General features: G+C 64.2%; 13 protein-coding genes. 4 read left to right on the top strand and 9 right to left on the bottom strand.

Annotated features, from left to right (window positions below; all coding sequences use genetic code 11):
• Positions 1 to 60: 60 nt before the first annotated feature.
• From iolB to KZJ38_RS07960, 7 genes are all read right to left on the bottom strand, one after another.
• Positions 61 to 867, bottom strand: coding sequence for a 5-deoxy-glucuronate isomerase (gene iolB / locus KZJ38_RS07930; protein ID WP_219799538.1), 807 nt, complete (start codon positions 865 to 867; stop codon positions 61 to 63).
• Positions 864 to 1790 (bottom strand): myo-inosose-2 dehydratase, encoded by a 927-nt coding sequence (iolE, locus tag KZJ38_RS07935; protein ID WP_219799539.1) that lies wholly within the window; start codon positions 1788 to 1790, stop codon positions 864 to 866. The genes iolB and iolE overlap by 4 nt, the downstream gene beginning before the upstream one ends.
• A gap of 111 nt (positions 1791 to 1901) precedes the next feature.
• Positions 1902 to 3857 carry a 3D-(3,5/4)-trihydroxycyclohexane-1,2-dione acylhydrolase (decyclizing) gene (gene iolD, locus KZJ38_RS07940; protein ID WP_219799540.1) on the bottom strand — a complete coding sequence of 652 codons (1956 nt, stop codon included), beginning with the start codon at positions 3855 to 3857 and terminating at the stop codon, positions 1902 to 1904.
• Positions 3854 to 5905 (bottom strand): bifunctional 5-dehydro-2-deoxygluconokinase/5-dehydro-2-deoxyphosphogluconate aldolase, encoded by a 2052-nt coding sequence (locus KZJ38_RS07945; RefSeq protein ID WP_219799541.1) that lies wholly within the window; start codon positions 5903 to 5905, stop codon positions 3854 to 3856. The genes iolD and KZJ38_RS07945 overlap by 4 nt, the downstream gene beginning before the upstream one ends.
• An 80-nt stretch (positions 5906 to 5985) precedes the next feature.
• Entirely contained in the window at positions 5986 to 6834 is an 849-nt protein-coding gene (locus KZJ38_RS07950) for an ATP-binding cassette domain-containing protein (RefSeq protein WP_246641686.1), read from the bottom strand.
• A gap of 17 nt (positions 6835 to 6851) precedes the next feature.
• Positions 6852 to 8042 carry an ABC transporter permease gene (locus KZJ38_RS07955; RefSeq protein WP_219799542.1) on the bottom strand — a complete coding sequence of 397 codons (1191 nt, stop codon included), beginning with the start codon at positions 8040 to 8042 and terminating at the stop codon, positions 6852 to 6854.
• A gap of 262 nt (positions 8043 to 8304) precedes the next feature.
• Entirely contained in the window at positions 8305 to 9354 is a 1050-nt protein-coding gene (locus KZJ38_RS07960; RefSeq protein WP_219799543.1) for a sugar ABC transporter substrate-binding protein, read from the bottom strand.
• Between the two features lie 305 nt (positions 9355 to 9659).
• On the opposite strand from KZJ38_RS07960, the gene KZJ38_RS07965 reads away from it, so the two are divergent.
• The 4 genes from KZJ38_RS07965 to KZJ38_RS07980 all read left to right on the top strand — a co-directional run bounded on the left by KZJ38_RS07965 (position 9660) and on the right by KZJ38_RS07980 (position 13020).
• Positions 9660 to 10541 (top strand): MurR/RpiR family transcriptional regulator, encoded by an 882-nt coding sequence (locus KZJ38_RS07965; RefSeq protein WP_219799544.1) that lies wholly within the window; start codon positions 9660 to 9662, stop codon positions 10539 to 10541.
• A complete protein-coding gene (gene iolG, locus KZJ38_RS07970; protein WP_219799545.1) occupies positions 10534 to 11568 on the top strand; it encodes an inositol 2-dehydrogenase in 1035 nt (344 codons plus the stop codon). Before KZJ38_RS07965 ends, iolG begins: the two co-directional genes overlap by 8 nt.
• Positions 11568 to 12668 carry a Gfo/Idh/MocA family oxidoreductase gene (locus KZJ38_RS07975; RefSeq protein ID WP_219799546.1) on the top strand — a complete coding sequence of 367 codons (1101 nt, stop codon included), beginning with the start codon at positions 11568 to 11570 and terminating at the stop codon, positions 12666 to 12668. The genes iolG and KZJ38_RS07975 overlap by 1 nt, the downstream gene beginning before the upstream one ends.
• 121 nt (positions 12669 to 12789) lie before the next feature.
• Positions 12790 to 13020 (top strand): sulfurtransferase TusA family protein, encoded by a 231-nt coding sequence (locus KZJ38_RS07980; protein WP_219800175.1) that lies wholly within the window; start codon positions 12790 to 12792, stop codon positions 13018 to 13020.
• 147 nt (positions 13021 to 13167) lie between these two features.
• On the opposite strand, the gene galU is transcribed toward KZJ38_RS07980, so the two are convergent.
• Complete coding sequence (gene galU / locus KZJ38_RS07985; protein ID WP_219799547.1) at positions 13168 to 14049, bottom strand: UTP--glucose-1-phosphate uridylyltransferase GalU; 882 nt, start codon at positions 14047 to 14049, stop codon at positions 13168 to 13170.
• Between the two features lie 96 nt (positions 14050 to 14145).
• Positions 14146 to 17013 carry a valine--tRNA ligase gene (locus tag KZJ38_RS07990; RefSeq protein ID WP_219799548.1) on the bottom strand — a complete coding sequence of 956 codons (2868 nt, stop codon included), beginning with the start codon at positions 17011 to 17013 and terminating at the stop codon, positions 14146 to 14148.
• Positions 17014 to 17117 lie beyond the last annotated feature (104 nt).

Raw genomic sequence — 17117 nt, forward strand, 5'->3', positions numbered from 1 at the left:
TATTCCGATAACGTCACGGCACCGCGCATGCTCGGGCCGGACCGCGGCCGCGGCCGTGCATCAGGCGCGCGCATCGCGCTCGACGATCCACTCGTGCGCCGGATCGTTCTTGAAGTGCCAGACGCGCTGCGTGCCGGCCATCACGTTCAGATAGTACGAGTCGTAGCCATACGGCACGATCACCGGATGGTAGCCGCGCGGCACCATCACGACGTCGTGATCCTCGACGGCCATCGATTCGTCGATATCGCGCTCGTCGGTATAGACGCGCTGAAACGCAAAGCCTTGCCGCGGATTGAGCCGATGGTAGTACGTCTCTTCGAGCGAGCTTTCGTGCGGAATGTTGTCGGTGTCGTGCTTGTGCGGCGGGTAGCTCGACGAATGGCCGCCGGGCGTGCGCACTTCGACGACAAGCAGCGACTCGGCCGGCTCCGTTTGCGGAAGGATGTCGCACACGTAGCGCGTATTGGCGCCTTTACCGCGCGTCGAGCGCTTCATCGTCGCGGGCTCGATCAACCGTGCCGCGAGCTTGCCCGTTGCCGGCGCGCTTGCCACGCCGAGTTCCGCGCGGCGGTTCGCGCGAACCGTTGCACGCACGCCGGGCGGCAGATACACGGCATACGGCGCGCTGTCTTCGAACACGCTGTCGCGCGAGCCGAGACTGGTCCAGCGTTCGTTGCCGGCTTCGATATCGACGGCGCCGGCCAGCACGACGATGCACACTTCGCGTGCCGCTTCGAGCACGTGCACGACTTCATTCGCTTCGAGCCGGTAGGCCGCGAAGCCGACGTATCGCCAGCCCGCCGAATCGGGCGTGACGCGCGCGATGGTCTGGCCTTCGCGCTCGGCCTTGACGAGCAGACTCATGCTGCCTCCTGTGCTGCCTTGTTTGCCACATCGAGCGGGGCATCGACGAGCGAGCGCAATGTGCGGTAGCCCTTTTGCGCAAATGCATACGATGGCGCGATGGCCGGATCCTGCTCCGCTTCGACGACGAGCCAGCCGCGATAGCCGTGGCGCTTCAGGCGCGTGATGATGCCCGCGAAATCGACCGCGCCGTCGCCGGGCACCGTGAATGCGCCATTGAGCACCGCGTCGAGAAAGCTCCAGTTGCGATTGCGCGCGAGCTTCATGACCGCGGGCCGCACGTCCTTGCAGTGCACGTGACAGACGCGCGCGATGTGTTTGTCGAGCACCTCGAGCGGATCGCCGCCCGCGAATGTGATATGCCCGGCGTCGAACAGCAGGCCGACCGCATCGCCGGTTAGCGCCATCAGCCGGTCGACGTCGGCGGGCGTCTCGACATACGCGCCCATATGATGGTGATACGCGAGCCGCACGCCGCGGCTTAGCGTGTATTGCGCGAATTCGTCGACGCGTTTCGCGTACGCGTTCCATTGCGCGTCCGTGAAAAAGCGTGGGCGCTGATAGAGCGGCGCCGCTGCGCCCTGAATCGAATCGGCCACTTCGCCGTAGACCATTACGTTCGCGCCGTTCTTCGCGAGCAGGTCGAGATGCGGCCCGACCGATTCGATTTCTTCGGCCACGCTGCGTTGGGCGAGCCTTCCCGAATACCAGCCGGACACGAGCGCGAGATCGTACTGCGCTAGCAGCGCCTTTAACGCCTGCGGTTCGCGCGGAAACTTGTTGCCGAGCTCGAAGCCCTGGTAGCCGATTTCGCGGCCTTCGGTCAGCGCGACTTCGAGCGGCGTTTCGCCGCCGAGCGACGGCAGATCGTCGTTCATCCACGACAGCGGATTGATGCCGATGCGTACTTCGAAGGTTGACATGTGATGTTCCTCGTTCGTTGGCCCGGGGCGCGTATTGCGCTGTGCGTCGGGCCGTGCGTTGGGCCGTGCGTTGGGCTGTGCGTCGGGCCGTGTGTCGGGCCGCGTGTTCAATCAGTCGTGAGCCTTGCCATCGGAGCCGCCGTCACGCGCCGTAAGCTGCGCCTCATACTGCGCGCGCGCCTCGCGCACGCCCGGCCGCGGCGACACTTCGGGCACCGCGACTTCCCACCACCAGCCGCCGTCGTCGGTGGTGCGGGCAGGATCGGTGTCGATGCTGATCACGTAGGTGCGATCCGCCGCGCGCGCGCGTTGCATCGCGGCTTCGAATTCGCCGATATGCGCGACATGTTCGGCCTGTGCGCCGAGCGAGCGCGCATGCGCGGCGAAATCGATGGCCGGCGCGCCGCTCGCGCCCTGCACGCAGTCCTCGAACAGGTTGTTGAACGGCGCGCCGCCGCAGGCCTGCTGCAAACGGTTGATACAGCCGTAGCCGCGGTTGTCGAGCACGACGACGATCAGTTTCGCGCCGAGCATGACCGAGGTGGCGATCTCGCTGTTCAGCATCAGGTAGCTGCCGTCGCCGACCATCACGATCACTTCGCGCTCGGGCCGCGCGAGCTTCACGCCGAGGCCGCCCGCGATCTCATAGCCCATACACGAATAGCCGTATTCGACGTGATACGCGCCCGGGCGGCCCGCGCGCCACAGCTTGTGCAATTCCGCGGGCAGCGTGCCGGCCGCGCAGACGACGATGTCGTTGGCCGCCGACTGCGCGCTCGAGCGCTGCACCGCGCCGATCACGTCCGCGTCGTACGGCAGCACGTTTTCGCGTTGCGGCGCGTGCGTGAGTGTGTCGACCGTGGCGCGCCATTCGTCGGCGAGCTGATGCGCGCGTTGCGTCCACGCAGGCTCGGCGCGCCAGCCTTTCAGTTGCGCGGATAGCGCCGCGAGTGCGCGCCCGGCATCGGCTTCGACGACCAGCCCGCGGTGCTTGAGGCCGTCGAAAGCATTCGCGTTGATGCCGATCACGTCCGCTTGCGTGAAGAGCGTGTTCGAACCGGTCGTGAAATCCTGCAGACGCGTGCCGACGGCGAGTACGCAATCGGCTTCATGCGCGAGCGCATTCGCGCCGGGCGAACCGGTCACGCCAAGCGCGCCCATATTGAGCGGGTCGCCCCACGCAAGCGAGCCCTTGCCGGCCTGCGTTTCCGCAACCGGAATGCCGTGCTCGGCGGCAAAGGCGCGCAGTGTTTCGGTCGCGCGTCCGTAGAGCACGCCGCCGCCTGCGGCAATCAGCGGGCGCTTCGCATTGCGCAAGCGGGCGAGCGCCGCGGCGATCTCATGATCGACCGGCGCGGGCGCATGAAACTGCACGACGCGCGGCTCGAAGAAGCTGGCCGGATAGTCGTAGGCCGCGGCTTGCACGTCCTGCGGCAGCGCGAGCGTAACCGGACCGCACAGCGCGGCATCGGTCAGCACGCGCAGCGCGCGCGGCAACGCGCTCAGCAATTGCGCGGGATGCATGATGCGGTCGAAATAGCGCGACACGGGCTTGAACACGTCGTTCGCGGAGATGCCGCCGTCGTGGAAGTCTTCGACCTGCTGCAGCACCGGATCGGGCGCGCGCGAGACGAAGATATCGCCGGGCAGCAGCAGCACCGGCAGCCGGTTCACGTGCGCGAGCGCGGCCGCGGTGACGAGATTCGTCGCGCCGGGTCCGATCGATGTCGTGACGGCCATCATGCGGCGGCGGAAATGCGCTTTCGCGTAGGCAATCGCGCTATGCGCCATCGCCTGCTCGTTATGCGCGCGCAGCGTCGGCAGCTCGTTGCGGTGCTGGTAGAGCGCCTCGCCGATGCCGGCCACGTTGCCGTGCCCAAAGATCGCGAATACGCCGCCGAAGAGCGGCTCGGTGCCTTTGCCGTCTTCCGTCACCACGCGCTGCGCGGCGAGGTAGCGCACCAGCGCCTGCGCCGCGGTCAGACGGATCGTGCCGTCCGGTGAAACCTGCGTGGCGTTTTGCTGGGCCGCCGCTGCCGCTTCCTTGTCCAACACGCGCTGGTTCATGCTGCCTGCTCCTGATGGACCGTGCGCGACGTGTTAGCGCCCGCGGCGTGGCCGCCGCGCGCCGCACGCCACGACGCGATCAAGGTTTCGAAAGTGCGCCGCACGCGCGCGATCAGCTCGTCGTCGCCGATGTCGCCCGCGAGCCACGCGTGGCTCGGTTCGTGGAAGATCGTGCGGCCGACCGTAAAGCCGCGGCAGGTCGCCGAGGCGGCCGCCGCGCCGAAGCCGTCGATCAGCTGCTCGAGTGGCGCCGACAGGCCGAGCAGCACAACGCCGCGGCAATACGGATCGCGCTCGGCGATCAGCGCATCGACGGCCTGCCATTGCGCGGCATCGAGCGGCGCGAGCTTCCACCATTCCGGATAGATGCCGATGTTGTAGAGGCGCTTCAACGCGCGATGCACGACGTCCGGATCGCACGGCAGGTCGGCACGTTTCGGCGGAATCACTTCGAGCAGCAGTTCATGGCCGCTCGCCTGCACTGCGTCGTAGAGCGCGCGCAGTTGCGCTTCCTGTTCGATACGCTGTTCGAACGGTTCGTCCGGGTGATAGTGAACGAGGCATTTCACGACATGCTCGCGCGGCCAGCTCGTGAGCGTCGTGCCGACCGAGCGGCCGTGATCGAACACGAGCGGCGACGAGCCGGGCAGTTCGACCGGGCGGCCGATCCACCAGCCGCGCCCGGTCGCGGCGTTCAACGCATCCTGGCCGTAGCGGTCGTCGATCAGCACGCCGATGCGTCCTTGCAGACCGAGCGCCGCTTCCGTTTGCGCGACGGCGTCGACGAACAGGCCCTTCAACTGCGCGATGCGCGTTTCGCTCGCCCCGGTTTGCTGCGCGAGTTCGAAGAACTGGTTGCGATGGTCGAAGGCGAAGCCAAGCACTTCGTCCCAAGGCTTGCGTGCGGGCGTCACGCGATGCAGGCGCGCGAGCTTTGCGTCGAGATCCGGACGGCGCATCCGCTGCGGATCGGCTTTCGCTTCGGCGAGGAAGTAGTCGAGTTCGGCCGGTGTCGGCATGGCCGGCGCGCAGCCGTGGCGCGACACGACAAGCGCGCCGCTCGCGTTCGCGGCGCGTGCGCACGCGTCGAGCGGCTGATCGCGCAGCCACCCCGACAGGAAGCCCGACGCGAATGCATCGCCCGCGCCGAGCACGTTCAGCACTTCGACCTGCACGCCGCCGTGAATCGGCGCGTCGTCGAGTCTGTTCGGCACGATGCTGTCGATAATCTGGCAGCCGAGCGGCCCACGCTTGACGACGAGCGTCGCCGGCGTGACCGAGCGCACCGTGCGCAGCGCTTCGAGCAGATCGGTGTGGCCGCCCGCAATGCAGAACTCCTCTTCGGTGCCGATCACGAGATCGAACAACGGCAGCATGCCTTGCAGATGCGCGCTCACGCCTTCGTTCGCGATAAAGCGCGTCTCGCCGTCGGCTTTGCCCGTCAAACCCCACAGCACCGGACGGTAGTCGATGTCGAGCACGGTGCGCACGTTGTTGCGGCGTGCGTACTCGAGCGCGCGGCGGCTCGTGCGGTTCACCTGTTGCGTCGACAGATGCGTGCCGGTGATCAGAAACGCCTTCGACGAGGCGATAAATGCTTCGTCGAAGTCCGCTTCGTCGACGGCCATATCGGCGCAGTTTTCGCGGTAGAAGATCAGCGGGAAGGTGTCGCGGTCCTTCAGGCCGAGCAGCACGAGCCCGGTCAGCCGTTCGCGGTCGATGCGCACGTGGCTCACGTCGCAGCCTTCGTTCGCGAGCGTTTCGGTCAGAAAGCGGCCCATATGGTCGTCGCCGACGCGTGCGAGCATCGCCGACGCGAGCCCGAGGCGCGCGCAGCCGAACGCGATATTCGCCGACGAACCGCCGAGATATTTCGCGAAGCTCGATACGTCTTCGAGCCGCGCGCCGACCTGCTGCGCGTACAGGTCGACCGCGAAGCGGCCGAGGCAGATGATGTCGCGGCTGCGGCCGGCGGCGAAGCGGCTGGCGTGGGTAGACGCGTCGGCCGTACTGGCTGTGCTGGCCGCGGAGTGTGAAGTAGGTGCCATGGAATGTCCTGTGTCGAGGCGTCGGATCAGTGGGGCAGTAGTGGGGCGTTTCGCGAGTCGCTGCGCAGACCGCTGCGCGCTCAGATCGTCGCGCCGTCGAGTTCGGCGATCATCTTCTGCATTTCGGCGCCGCCCGCCATCATGTCGAGCACCTGCTCCTTGCTGATCGTGTCCTTCGTATAAGTACCGAGCGATTTGCCGCGATTGAGCAGCGTGAACGAATCGCCGATCGGATACGCGTGATGCACGTTGTGCGTGATGAAGATCACCGAGATGCCTTTCGCGCGCGCCTTGTGAATCAGTTTCAGCACGTTGAAGCTTTGCTTCACGCCGAGTGCGGCGGTCGGCTCGTCGAGAATCAGCACGCGCGCGCCGAAGTGGATCGCGCGCGCGATCGCCAGACATTGCCGCTCGCCGCCTGACATCGTGCCGATCGGCTGATGCGGGTCGCGCACATGAATGCCCATTTCCGCGAGCTTTTCGCGCGCGGTCTGCGCGCTGGTATCGAGGTCCATCACGGTGAAAAGGCCGAGCATCTTCTTCTGCGGCTCGCGGCCCATAAAGAAGTTGCGCGCGACGGAGAGCAGCGGCACCAGCGCCAGATCCTGATAGACGGTTGCGATGCCGCGGTCGAGCGCGTCTTTCGGCGATTCGAAATGCACGGGCTTGCCGTCCACCAGATACTGGCCCGCGGAGGGCGCATGCACGCCCGCGAGCGTCTTGATCAGCGTCGACTTGCCGGCGCCGTTGTCGCCGAGCAGGCAGTGCACTTCACCGCGTTTGAGGCGCAGCGTGACGCCCGATAGCGCGATGACCTTGCCGAAAAACTTGCTGACGTTTTCGAGCGCGAGGATGGTGTCGCCTTCAGCTGTCGCTGAATTCGGCGCTGCCGGGTTGGCGTTTTCGCTGGGGTTGATGACGTCGGACATATTCGTTCTCCAGTCGATTACGATTGCGCGACGCGCCGGCGCACATAGTGGTTGAACAGCACCGCAAGCAGCAGCATCACGCCGAGGAACACGCGGAACCAGTCGGAGCTGACGTCGGTATAGGTGATGCCGATCTGCACGACGCCGAAGATCAGGGCGCCGAAGCATGCGCCGACCACCGAGCCGTAGCCGCCGGTCAGGAGCGTGCCGCCGATCACCGCGGCGATGATCGCTTCGAATTCCTTCTGCAGACCGCGGTCCGCCGCAGCGGAGCCGATGTCGCACACCTGCAGCACCGCGAACAGGCACGAGCAGAACGCGGTCAGTACGAAGAGGGCGATCTTCACGCGCTTGACCGGTACGCCGACGTTTTTCGCCGCATTGGCATCGCCGCCGACCGCGAGAATCCAGTTGCCGTAGCGCGTCTTCGCCAGGACGAAGGCGCAGACCGCGGCGAGCGCGAACCACCAGAGCAGCACTTTGGGAATGCCGGGCACGAGCGGCTTGCCGTTATCGAGCAGCGTACCGATACCCATATGCGCGAGCGTCGTGAACAGTCCTTGCAAGGCGACGCCATGAAACAGGAAGTTGCTGACCGGATCGGCCTGCGCAAGGTCGCCGACACCGGAGATGATCGTGCGGTCCGCGACCATGATCGACAGCGCGAGCGTGAGGCCGCGCAGGATAAACAGGAACGCGAGCGTGACGATGAAGGACGGCAGCCGCGTGCGCATCACGAGGTAGCCGTTCAATGCGCCCAGCAGCATCGAGCCGACGAACGCGAAAATGATCGCGGCCCAGATCGGCCAGTGAAAGTAGACGGAGGGAATCGCCACCATCATGCCGGCGAAGCCGATCATCGAGCCGATCGACAGGTCGAACTCGCCGGCAATCATCAGGAGACACGCGCCGACCGCGAGAATGCCGAGGTAGGCCGATACCTGCGACCAGTTCATCACGCCGTCGAGATTGAACATGCCGGAGTGACCGGCGCCAATCGCGAAGACGAGAAACACGAGCACGGTGCCGGAAATCGCGGCGAACTCGGGACGGTTCAGCAGATGACCGTACCAGGACTCCTTGCGGATGCGTTCGTCGCCGTGCGCTGCCGCGGGCTGCGTCGCGGTGGAGGCAGCAGGCGTCGTCGCGTCGCTGGGGTTCGACGCGTCTCCTGTATGCGAGGGAAAGTGTTTGCCGGCTACGCCCATGATGTCTCCTGTCGGCCAGAGTTAGCGCTTTAGCGCTTACGCCGGCCCCACGTATTACGAGATGCCCGGTCCCTGCGTCTACCGCGTGAAAACCGGTGATTGATGCGGCGCGGCGCGTCAGTGCGCGAGCGGCGGCGACGGGCGGAGCGAGGTCCGCCGGTGCCGCGCGCGATGTGCATGCGCAATGCGCGTCCGGTGCCGCGTACTACTCGACGAAACCGCTGGATACCGCTCGATACGGCGGTTAAATCAGCGGGTCAAATCAACGATACTGGCCCGCGTACTTGATGACCTTGTCGAGATTCTCTTTCGTGATGAAGCCCGGACCCGAGCGGATGTCCTTCGGCCCATAAGACGGCTGAAGCCCATAGGTCTCGAGACGCGCCTTGAACTTCGGATTCGCCTGCAGGATCTGGCGGATCTTCACCGGGTCGGTCGTGTGGTCCTTCTTCGCAATCGCGAGCACTGCGACCGGGATATAGCCCTGCAGATACGGCTGCTGGTCGATCGCGAACTGGATCGTGCCGGCCTGAATCGCCTTCGCGATATCGTCCGAGAAGTCGAACGTGCAGAAATAGATCTTGCCCGCGAGGCCCATCTGCTGGACCGCCTTCAGCGTCGCCGCGGCCGGTACGGGGCCGAGCGTCAGGATCGCGCCGGTGTTCGGGTGATTGCGCAGATAGGCGCTGACTTTCGACTGGATTTCGGTCGGATCCTGGCCCGAATCGATCGTCGACGTCTTGTAGTCGACGCCGATCGCGTCGGCAAAGCCGCGGCAGCGGTCGAACGACACCGAGTTCGTCGCGATGTGATTCACGCAGAGGAACGACTTGACGCCGGCGGCCTTCGCCTTTTCGCCGGCCGCTTTACCCGCCACGTATTCAGGCTGGCCGACGTGCATGATCGCGCCAAGCTTCGCGCTCTGCTCTTCGGTGCCCGAGTTGATCGTCACGAGCGGAATCTTCTTGGCCGTGACCTTGCCGATCGAGCTCTTCAGCACGTCATAGTCGGCGATGGTCACGATCACGCCGTCGTAGTTGCGTGCGGCCGCCTGTTCGATCAGACGTGACATGTCCGCGATGTCGCCGTTCGGCGGATTGCGATAGTCGGTTTCGACGTTGAAGTCTTCGTCGGCCTGCTTGAGCGCGTTCTTGATCGTGTTCCACCACGAATCGGAATCGGGTGCATGGCTGATCAGCACGAAGTGCGCATCGGGCGCCGCCTGTGCGGGCGACGATGCCGCGAAGCCAAGCGATAGCGAAAGCGCTGCAAAAAGCGCCGTGAGCGAACCCTTGCCTCTGCAAAGTTTCATTGTCTCCACCTTTCTCGGTCTGTTCGTTTTTGAGGGGAGCGTATGGAGCGCTTGCCTGTTTCAACGACGAACTCGGGGCGGGCGCGCCATCGCTCACGACCAAGATTAGGTCAAGTTCGACAGTGGTGCAATGGAAATTTCAATAAAAATAAAATTGGAAAATACGTTCCATTTGCTGGGTGCGCTACCTATAATCGGCAACGTCGGACGGGCCGTTCGGCGCGCCTGTGCGGCATATCCGCCGTCTATCGAAAGGCATGCGCCATGCGGCTTTTGCGACGCAACACAGCACTGAAGGGAAGGCCATGGCCGAAGAAAACACAGAAGAACTGCCGAGCGTCGATGAATTGATGCAGCGCATCGCGGAGAACTACGAGTCGTTGCCGCGTCAGTTGAAGAGCGTGGCGACGTATATCGAACAGCATCGCGGCAGCGTGATGGTCGATCGCACGAGCGACATCGCCACGAGTTGCGGCGTGCATCCGTCGGCCGTGGTGCGCTTTGCACAGCGCTTCGGCTTCTCCGGATTTTCCGATCTGCAGGCGGTGTTTCGTCAGGCGTATACGGGACAGGGCGCGTCGTCGTCGAGTTATCAGCAACGCATCCGCAAGCTGATCGACGAAAAGCCGGGGCGCCTCGCGGGCGGCACCGTCGCGCGCGAATTTATCGCCGCGTGCCGCGGCGGTCTCGACGAACTCGAGGGCACGCTCGACGACGCGCAATTCGACGCCGCCGTGAAGATGATGCAGCAGGCCGACAACATCTATGTGGTCGGCGTGCGGCGCTCGTTTCCGGTGGCGAGCTATATCGTCTATGCATTGCAGCACACGCCGAAGCGCGTGCATCTGGTTTCGGGCTTCGGCGGCATGTATCGCGAGCAGATTCGCAGCGTGAAGAAGGGCGACGTGGTGATCGCAATCAGCTTCGCGCCGTACGGCAAGGAGACGCAGTACTGCTTGCGCGTCGCGCATCACCATCAGGCGAAGACGCTGCTGATCAGCGACAGCCAGCTATCGCCGCTCGCGCGTTATGCGACCACGCAGCTGTATGTGAAGGAGGGCAGCGCGTTCGCGTTCCGCTCGCTGACCAGCACGATCTGCCTGTGCCAGGCGCTCTTTATCGCGCTTGCGTACAAGCTTGAATTGAACGTTGAGGAATCGAAAGACACCGGAGGATACGATGACTAGTAGTGGAAACACGGGTGGAGACACGAAGACGATCGACGTCGCGGTGTTCGGCGCGGGCCGCATCGGAAGGATTCATGCGGCGAACCTCGCGCGGCAGCCGGGCGTGCGCCTCAAGTATGTGGTCGATGTGAACCGCGATGCGGCCGCGGCACTGGCTGCGCAGCACGGCGCGCAGGTAGCGGATATCGATGGCGCGATGGGAGATGCGTCGGTCGGTGCGACGGTGATCTGCTCGAGCACCGATACGCATGCCGATCTGATTCTGAAGTCGGCTGCGCAGAAGAAACATGTGTTCTGCGAGAAGCCGGTGGACCTCACGCTCGAGCGCGCACGTGCCTGTGCCGATGCGGTCGCGAAAGCGGGCGTCGTGTGCATGATCGGTTTCCAGCGGCGCTTCGATCCGACTTTCGCCGCGGTAAAAGCGCGTATCGACGCGGGCGAGATCGGCACCCCGGAAATGCTGATCGTGACGAGCCGCGATCCGGGCGCGCCGCCTGTCGAGTACATCAAGCACTCGGGCGGCATCTTCAAGGACATGCTGATTCACGACTTCGATATCTTCCGCTGGATTCTCGACGACGAAGCCGAGACGCTACATGCGACGGGCAGCGTGCTGTCGGATCCGGCGATCGCCGATGCCGGCGATATCGATTCGACCGCGGTGACGATCCGCACGAAGCGCGGGCGCCTGTGCCAGATCAATACCGCGCGGCGCGCGGCGTACGGCTACGACCAGCGCTTCGAAGTGCTGGGCAGCGACGGCATGCTGCAGGCGGGCAATGTGCGGCCGACGGAAGTGGTCGCGTATTCGAAGACCGCGGTGTCGAGCGATGTGCCCGAGGCGTTTTTCCTCGAACGGTATCGCGCGGCGTATGCGCTCGAAATCGCGCATTTCTTCGATGCGGTCACGCACGGCAAGCCGGTGCGCACGACCGTCGCGGACGGTTTGAAGGCGCTCGAACTGGCCGAAGCCGCGACGCGTTCGTGGCGCGAAGGGCGCGCGGTGAAGCTTGGCGAGGCTTCGTGATGGCGGCGCCTGATCTCTCGCACAACGCGCAGCAAGGCGCGTTGCAAGGGCCGCCGCTTCGTATCGGTGTCGTCGGCCTTGGCCGGCTCGGCAAGCGGCATGCGCAGAACATTGCGTATCGCGTGCGCGGCGCGACGCTGGCCGCCGTGTGCAGTCCGCTCGACGAAGAGCTGATGTGGGCGCGCGGTGCGCTGCCCGCGCCGCGCGAGTATCGCGACTATGCGGCGCTGCTGAACGATCGCGAGATCGACGCAGTGTGGCTCGTCACGCCGTCGGCCTTGCACGCGCAGCAGATTGTCGATGCATTGCAGGCCGGCAAGCATGTGTTCTGCGAGAAGCCGCTGTCGCTCGATCTTGCAGAATGCGAGCGCGTGCTCAGTGTTGCGCAGCGCCAGCCGCATCTGCAGGCGACGATCGGCTTTATGCGCCGTTTCGATCCGAGTTATCGCGATGCGTACGACAAGATCCAGTCGGGCCTGATCGGCCGGCCATTCATGGTGCGCTCGCAGACCTGCGATCTGAACGACCCCGATGGCTTTTTCGTCCGCTTCGCGCCAACTTCGGGCGGCATTTTTCTCGACTGCACCGTGCACGATATCGATGTCGCGCGGTGGCTGCTCGGCAAGCCGAAGGCGAAGCGCATCTATGCGGCCGGCACCGTCGCGTTGCACGACGGCTTGCGCGAGTTCGGCGATGTCGACAACGGCGTGGCGATCTGCGAATTCGAAGGCGGTGGACTCGCGATGTTCTATGCGTCGCGCACGATGGCGCACGGCAACGATACGGGCAGCGAAGTGATCGGCACGGGGGGCGCGCTGGCGATCGGCCGCAATCCGCGGCTCAATCGCGTCGAGATCGCGGACGCGCATGGCGTGCGCAACGAGTGCACGCCGACGTTCTTCGATCGCTTCGAAGACGCGTTTCTGTACGAAGCGCAGGCGTTTGTCGCGGAAGTGCGGAATGCGCAGAGCGGTGGTCAGGGTGCAGGCAGCCGAATTGGCGAGCCGAGCGGCGCGACGCTGGCCGACGCGCTCGAGGCGACACGTATCGGCAGTGCGTTGCGGACTTCGCTCGAAACCGGCCAGGCTGTCACGCTGTAAGGACCGGCTGCACAGCGGCGCAGGATGAGGCGGGCGGCGCGCGTGAGGCGCCTGCTGTAGAATTTGACCCTCTGCATGGCGTTTCAGTGACGCCTCATCCCGAAGGTCCTTGCCGATGGAAATCCAGATTCACAAGGAAGTCGATGCGCGCGGGCTGAACTGCCCGCTGCCGATCCTGCGCGCGAAAAAAGCGCTCGCCGATATGGAGAGCGGTCAGATCCTGAAAGTGCTCGCAACCGATCCAGGCTCGCAGCGCGATTTCGCCGCGTTCGCGAAGCAGACGGGCAACGGCATCGTCGAAACGACGACGACGCAGGACAAGACGTTTATCTTTCTGATCCGGCGGCGATAGAGGGCACAGGCCTTTTCTTCGCGACTGAAAGCGCCAGGACCAAAACAAAGGCGCCATGTCTGCATCAGCAGACATGGCGCCTTTTGCGTTTATCGACGGCCGTCACTGCTACAGCATCTACAGCGGCCGCGAGTCAAACGTCGATGCCTAGCCCTCGAGCACCGGCGAACGCGTGCGCAGATACTGCTCGAAATCGGCGGCCACTTCCGGGTGACGCAACGCGAACTCGACGGTCGCCTTCAGATAGCCGAGCTTGCTGCCGCAGTCGAAACGCGTGCCGTGATACTTGTACGCCAGCACCTGTTCGTCGTTGAGCAGCGACTGGATCGCGTCGGTCAGCTGCAGTTCGCCGCCTGCGCCCGGCTTCAGCGAACGGATATGTTCGAAGATGCGCGGCTTGAGCACATAGCGGCCGACCACACCGAGATTGGATGGCGCAACATCGGGCGCCGGCTTTTCGACGATGCCCGACATCTTGATGATCGCGTCTTCCCATTCCTTGCCGTCGACAATGCCGTACGACTTCGTTTCGTCGCGCGGAATCTCTTCGACGCCGATCACCGAGCTGTGATAGTGGTCGAACACCTCGATCATCTGCTGCATGACGGGCGGCGTGCCGTACAGCAGGTCGTCCGCGAGAATCACGGCAAACGGGTTGTCGCCGACGAGCTTCTCGGCGCACAGCACCGCGTGGCCGAGACCGAGCGCTTCCGGCTGGCGCACGTAGAAGCAGTCGACATGGCTCGGCTTGATGCTGCGCACGAGCTCGAGCAGCTTTGCCTTGCCGCGCGCTTCGAGTTCCGCCTCGATCTCGTAGGACTTGTCGAAGTGATCTTCGATCGCGCGCTTGCTGCGGCCCGTGACGAAGATCATTTCCGTGATGCCCGCTGCCATCGCTTCTTCCACTGCGTACTGGATCAGCGGCTTGTCGACGATCGGCAGCATTTCCTTCGGGCTTGCCTTGGTTGCCGGGAGAAACCGTGTGCCAAGACCTGCCACTGGAAAGACTGCTTTTGTAACTTTGAGCATTCGATTACCCCTGGTAATGGACTGACCGGTGCGGTGTAACCGGCCTTGCCGTGGTGCGAACGACCTGTCGATGCGGCGCTTGTGGCGCCGCGTCTGTCAGGCCGGCAGGCGCGTCAGCTGCGCCGTAAGCTTGCCGATAGTGGTCTGGTATTCTGCCAGCCTTTTCTGCTCCTGCTCAACCACGGCGGCCGGCGCCTTCGCGACAAAGCTCTCGTTTTGAAGCTTCGCGTTACATTTCGATACTTCTGCGTTCAATCTCGCAATCTCTTTTGACAGACGCTCGCGTTCGGCGGCGACGTCGATCTCCACCTTCAGCACGAGCTTGTCAGATCCTACGATAGCAATTGGCGCGCCATGCGCTTCCTTGTCCAGTTGCGCCTCGTCGTCGATGATGCGCACCTCCGACAGACGCGCGAGCGCTTGCGCGTAGGGCGCGAACGTCTTGAGCCGCGCGGCGTTGCCGGTGGCGAGCAGCGGTACCTTCGTGGCTGGCGACAGGTTCATCTCGCCACGCAGGTTGCGGCACGCGTCGATCGCGGCCTTCAGATCGGCGGCCCACTGCTCGGCAGACTCGTCGATCTTCTTCGCCTCGCTGACCGGATACGGTTGCACCATGATCGATGCTTCGCCTTCGGCCATGCCGGCCGGGTACGCGTCGGTGAGCGGCGCCACCTTTTGCCACAGCGCCTCGGTGATGAACGGAACGATCGGGTGCAGCAGACGCAGCACCGCTTCGAGGACGCGCAACAGCGTGCGCCGCGTGGCGCGCTGCTGTTCGGGCGTGCCTGTCTGGATTTGCACCTTCGCGAACTCGAGGTACCAGTCACAGTATTCGTCCCAGACGAACTTATATAGGGCGTTCGCCACATTGTCGAAACGATAGTCGGCGAAGCCCTTCGCGACATCGGCTTCGACCCGCTGCAGCAGCGACACGATCCAGCGGTCCGCCTGCGAGAAGTCCGTATAGCCGCCGGGGCCGCAATCGCCGGGCTGGCACGCGCCGGGCTTGCTGAAGCCGCAATCGTGGTCTTCGCAGTTCATCAGCACGAAGCGCGTGGCGTTCCACAGCTTGTTGCAGAAGTTGCGATAGCCTTCGCAGCGCGCGAGGTCGAAGTTCACGTTGCGGCCGAGCGTGGCCATCGACGCCATCGTGAAGCGCAGCGCATCGGTGCCGAAGGCGGGAATGCCTTCCGGGAATTCCTTGCGTGTCTTCTTTTCGATGGTGGCCGCGTTTTTCGGGTTCATCAGCCCCGTCGTGCGCTTGGCGACCAGCGCGTCGAGTTCGATGCCGTCGACGATATCGAGCGGATCGAGCGTGTTGCCCTTGCTCTTCGACATCTTCTGGCCTTCGTGATCGCGCACGAGGCCATGCACGTAGACCGTATGAAACGGCACCTTGCCTGTGAAGTGCGTGGTCATCATGACCATGCGCGCGACCCAGAAAAAGATGATGTCGAAGCCGGTGACGAGCACCGACGACGGCAGGAATGCCTTCAGTTCCGCAGTTTCCGCCGGCCAGCCAAGCGACGAGAACGGCACGAGCGCCGACGAGAACCACGTGTCGAGCACGTCCTGGTCGCGCGTGAGCGGGCCCGTGTAGCCGCTTTCAGCCGCCTTGTTGCGCGCGCCTTCCTCGGTGTGCGCGACGAACACTTCGCCGTTCTCGCCGTACCACGCGGGAATCTGATGGCCCCACCACAATTGACGCGAGATACACCAGTCCTGGATGTTTTCGAGCCACTGGTAGTACGTGGTGGTCCAGTTCTCGGGCACGAACTTGATGTCGCCGTTGCGCACCACATTGAGCGCGGTTTCGGCGATCGACTTGCCAGGATTGAAGGTGCCCTCAGGCGCGGGCTTGCTCATCGCGACGAACCACTGGTCGGTGAGCATCGGCTCGATCACGACGTTCGTGCGGTCGCCGCGCGGCACCATCAGCTTGTGCGTCTTCACCGATTCGAGCAGGCCGAGCTTGTCGAGGTCTTCCACGACGCGCTTGCGCGCCTCGAAGCGGTCGAGGCCGCGATACGCCTGCGGCGCGTTGTCGTTGATCTTCGCGTCGAGCGTGAGGATTTCGATTTGCGGCAGTTTGTGGCGCTGGCCGACCTGATAGTCGTTGAAGTCGTGCGCGGGCGTGACTTTCACGACGCCCGTGCCGAACGCGCGATCGACGTAGTCGTCGGCGATCACGGGAATCTCGCGATCGGTCAGCGGCAGCTTCACGGTCTTGCCGATCAGGTGCGCGTAGCGCTCGTCTTCCGGATGCACCATCACCGCGACGTCGCCGAGCATCGTTTCAGGGCGTGTGGTGGCGACCGTCAGATGGCCGGAGCCGTCCGCCAACGGATACTGGATATGCCACAGGTGGCCGTTTTCCTCCTCGCTGACCACTTCGAGGTCGGACACCGCGGTAAGCAGCACCGGGTCCCAGTTCACGAGGCGCTTGCCGCGATAGATGAGGCCCTGCTCATAAAGACGCACGAACACGTCGGCCACCACGGGCGACAGCTTGTCGTCCATCGTGAAGTATTCGCGCGACCAGTCGATCGACGCGCCGAGGCGCCGCACCTGGTTTGTGATCGTCGAGCCGGACTCGTGTTTCCATTCCCATACGCGCTCGACGAACTTTTCGCGGCCGAGGTCGTGGCGCGAGATTTTCTGCGCGTCGAGCTGCCGTTCGACGACGATCTGCGTGGCGATGCCGGCGTGGTCGGTGCCCGGCACCCACAGCGTGTTCTCGCCGAGCATGCGGTGATAGCGCGTCAGGCCGTCCATGATGGTCTGGTTGAACGCGTGGCCCATATGCAGCGTGCCGGTGACGTTCGGCGGCGGCAACTGAATGGAGAAATTGTTGCGGCCCGGCTGCATTGCCGGCGCGGCGTAGCCGCGTTGTTCCCATTTGGGGCCCCATTCGGCCTCGATCGTGTGGGGCTCGAAGCTCTTGGCCAGCGTGCTGTCGCTCATTGTGGAAGTCTGCCGAAAAATGCGTGAAAAGATGCCCGAAACCTTGAATTATAAAGGCTGTACAGTTCAGCAGGCCGCCCGCTGGCCATTCGGCCGAGGGGGCG

It is taken from the genome of Paraburkholderia edwinii (assembly GCF_019428685.1).
GTDB classification, from domain to species: domain Bacteria; phylum Pseudomonadota; class Gammaproteobacteria; order Burkholderiales; family Burkholderiaceae; genus Paraburkholderia; species Paraburkholderia edwinii.

Coding starts and splice junctions, on each gene's coding strand:
- iolB (WP_219799538.1), bottom strand. CDS start 867: ATGAGTCTGCTCGTCAAGGCCGAGCGCGAAGGCCAGACCATCGCGCGC.
- iolE (WP_219799539.1), bottom strand. CDS start 1,790: ATGTCAACCTTCGAAGTACGCATCGGCATCAATCCGCTGTCGTGGATG.
- iolD (WP_219799540.1), bottom strand. CDS start 3,857: ATGAACCAGCGCGTGTTGGACAAGGAAGCGGCAGCGGCGGCCCAGCAA.
- KZJ38_RS07945 (WP_219799541.1), bottom strand. CDS start 5,905: ATGGCACCTACTTCACACTCCGCGGCCAGCACAGCCAGTACGGCCGAC.
- KZJ38_RS07950 (WP_246641686.1), bottom strand. CDS start 6,834: ATGTCCGACGTCATCAACCCCAGCGAAAACGCCAACCCGGCAGCGCCG.
- KZJ38_RS07955 (WP_219799542.1), bottom strand. CDS start 8,042: ATGGGCGTAGCCGGCAAACACTTTCCCTCGCATACAGGAGACGCGTCG.
- KZJ38_RS07960 (WP_219799543.1), bottom strand. CDS start 9,354: ATGAAACTTTGCAGAGGCAAGGGTTCGCTCACGGCGCTTTTTGCAGCG.
- KZJ38_RS07965 (WP_219799544.1), top strand. CDS start 9,660: ATGGCCGAAGAAAACACAGAAGAACTGCCGAGCGTCGATGAATTGATG.
- iolG (WP_219799545.1), top strand. CDS start 10,534: ATGACTAGTAGTGGAAACACGGGTGGAGACACGAAGACGATCGACGTC.
- KZJ38_RS07975 (WP_219799546.1), top strand. CDS start 11,568: ATGGCGGCGCCTGATCTCTCGCACAACGCGCAGCAAGGCGCGTTGCAA.
- galU (WP_219799547.1), bottom strand. CDS start 14,049: ATGCTCAAAGTTACAAAAGCAGTCTTTCCAGTGGCAGGTCTTGGCACA.
- KZJ38_RS07990 (WP_219799548.1), bottom strand. CDS start 17,013: ATGAGCGACAGCACGCTGGCCAAGAGCTTCGAGCCCCACACGATCGAG.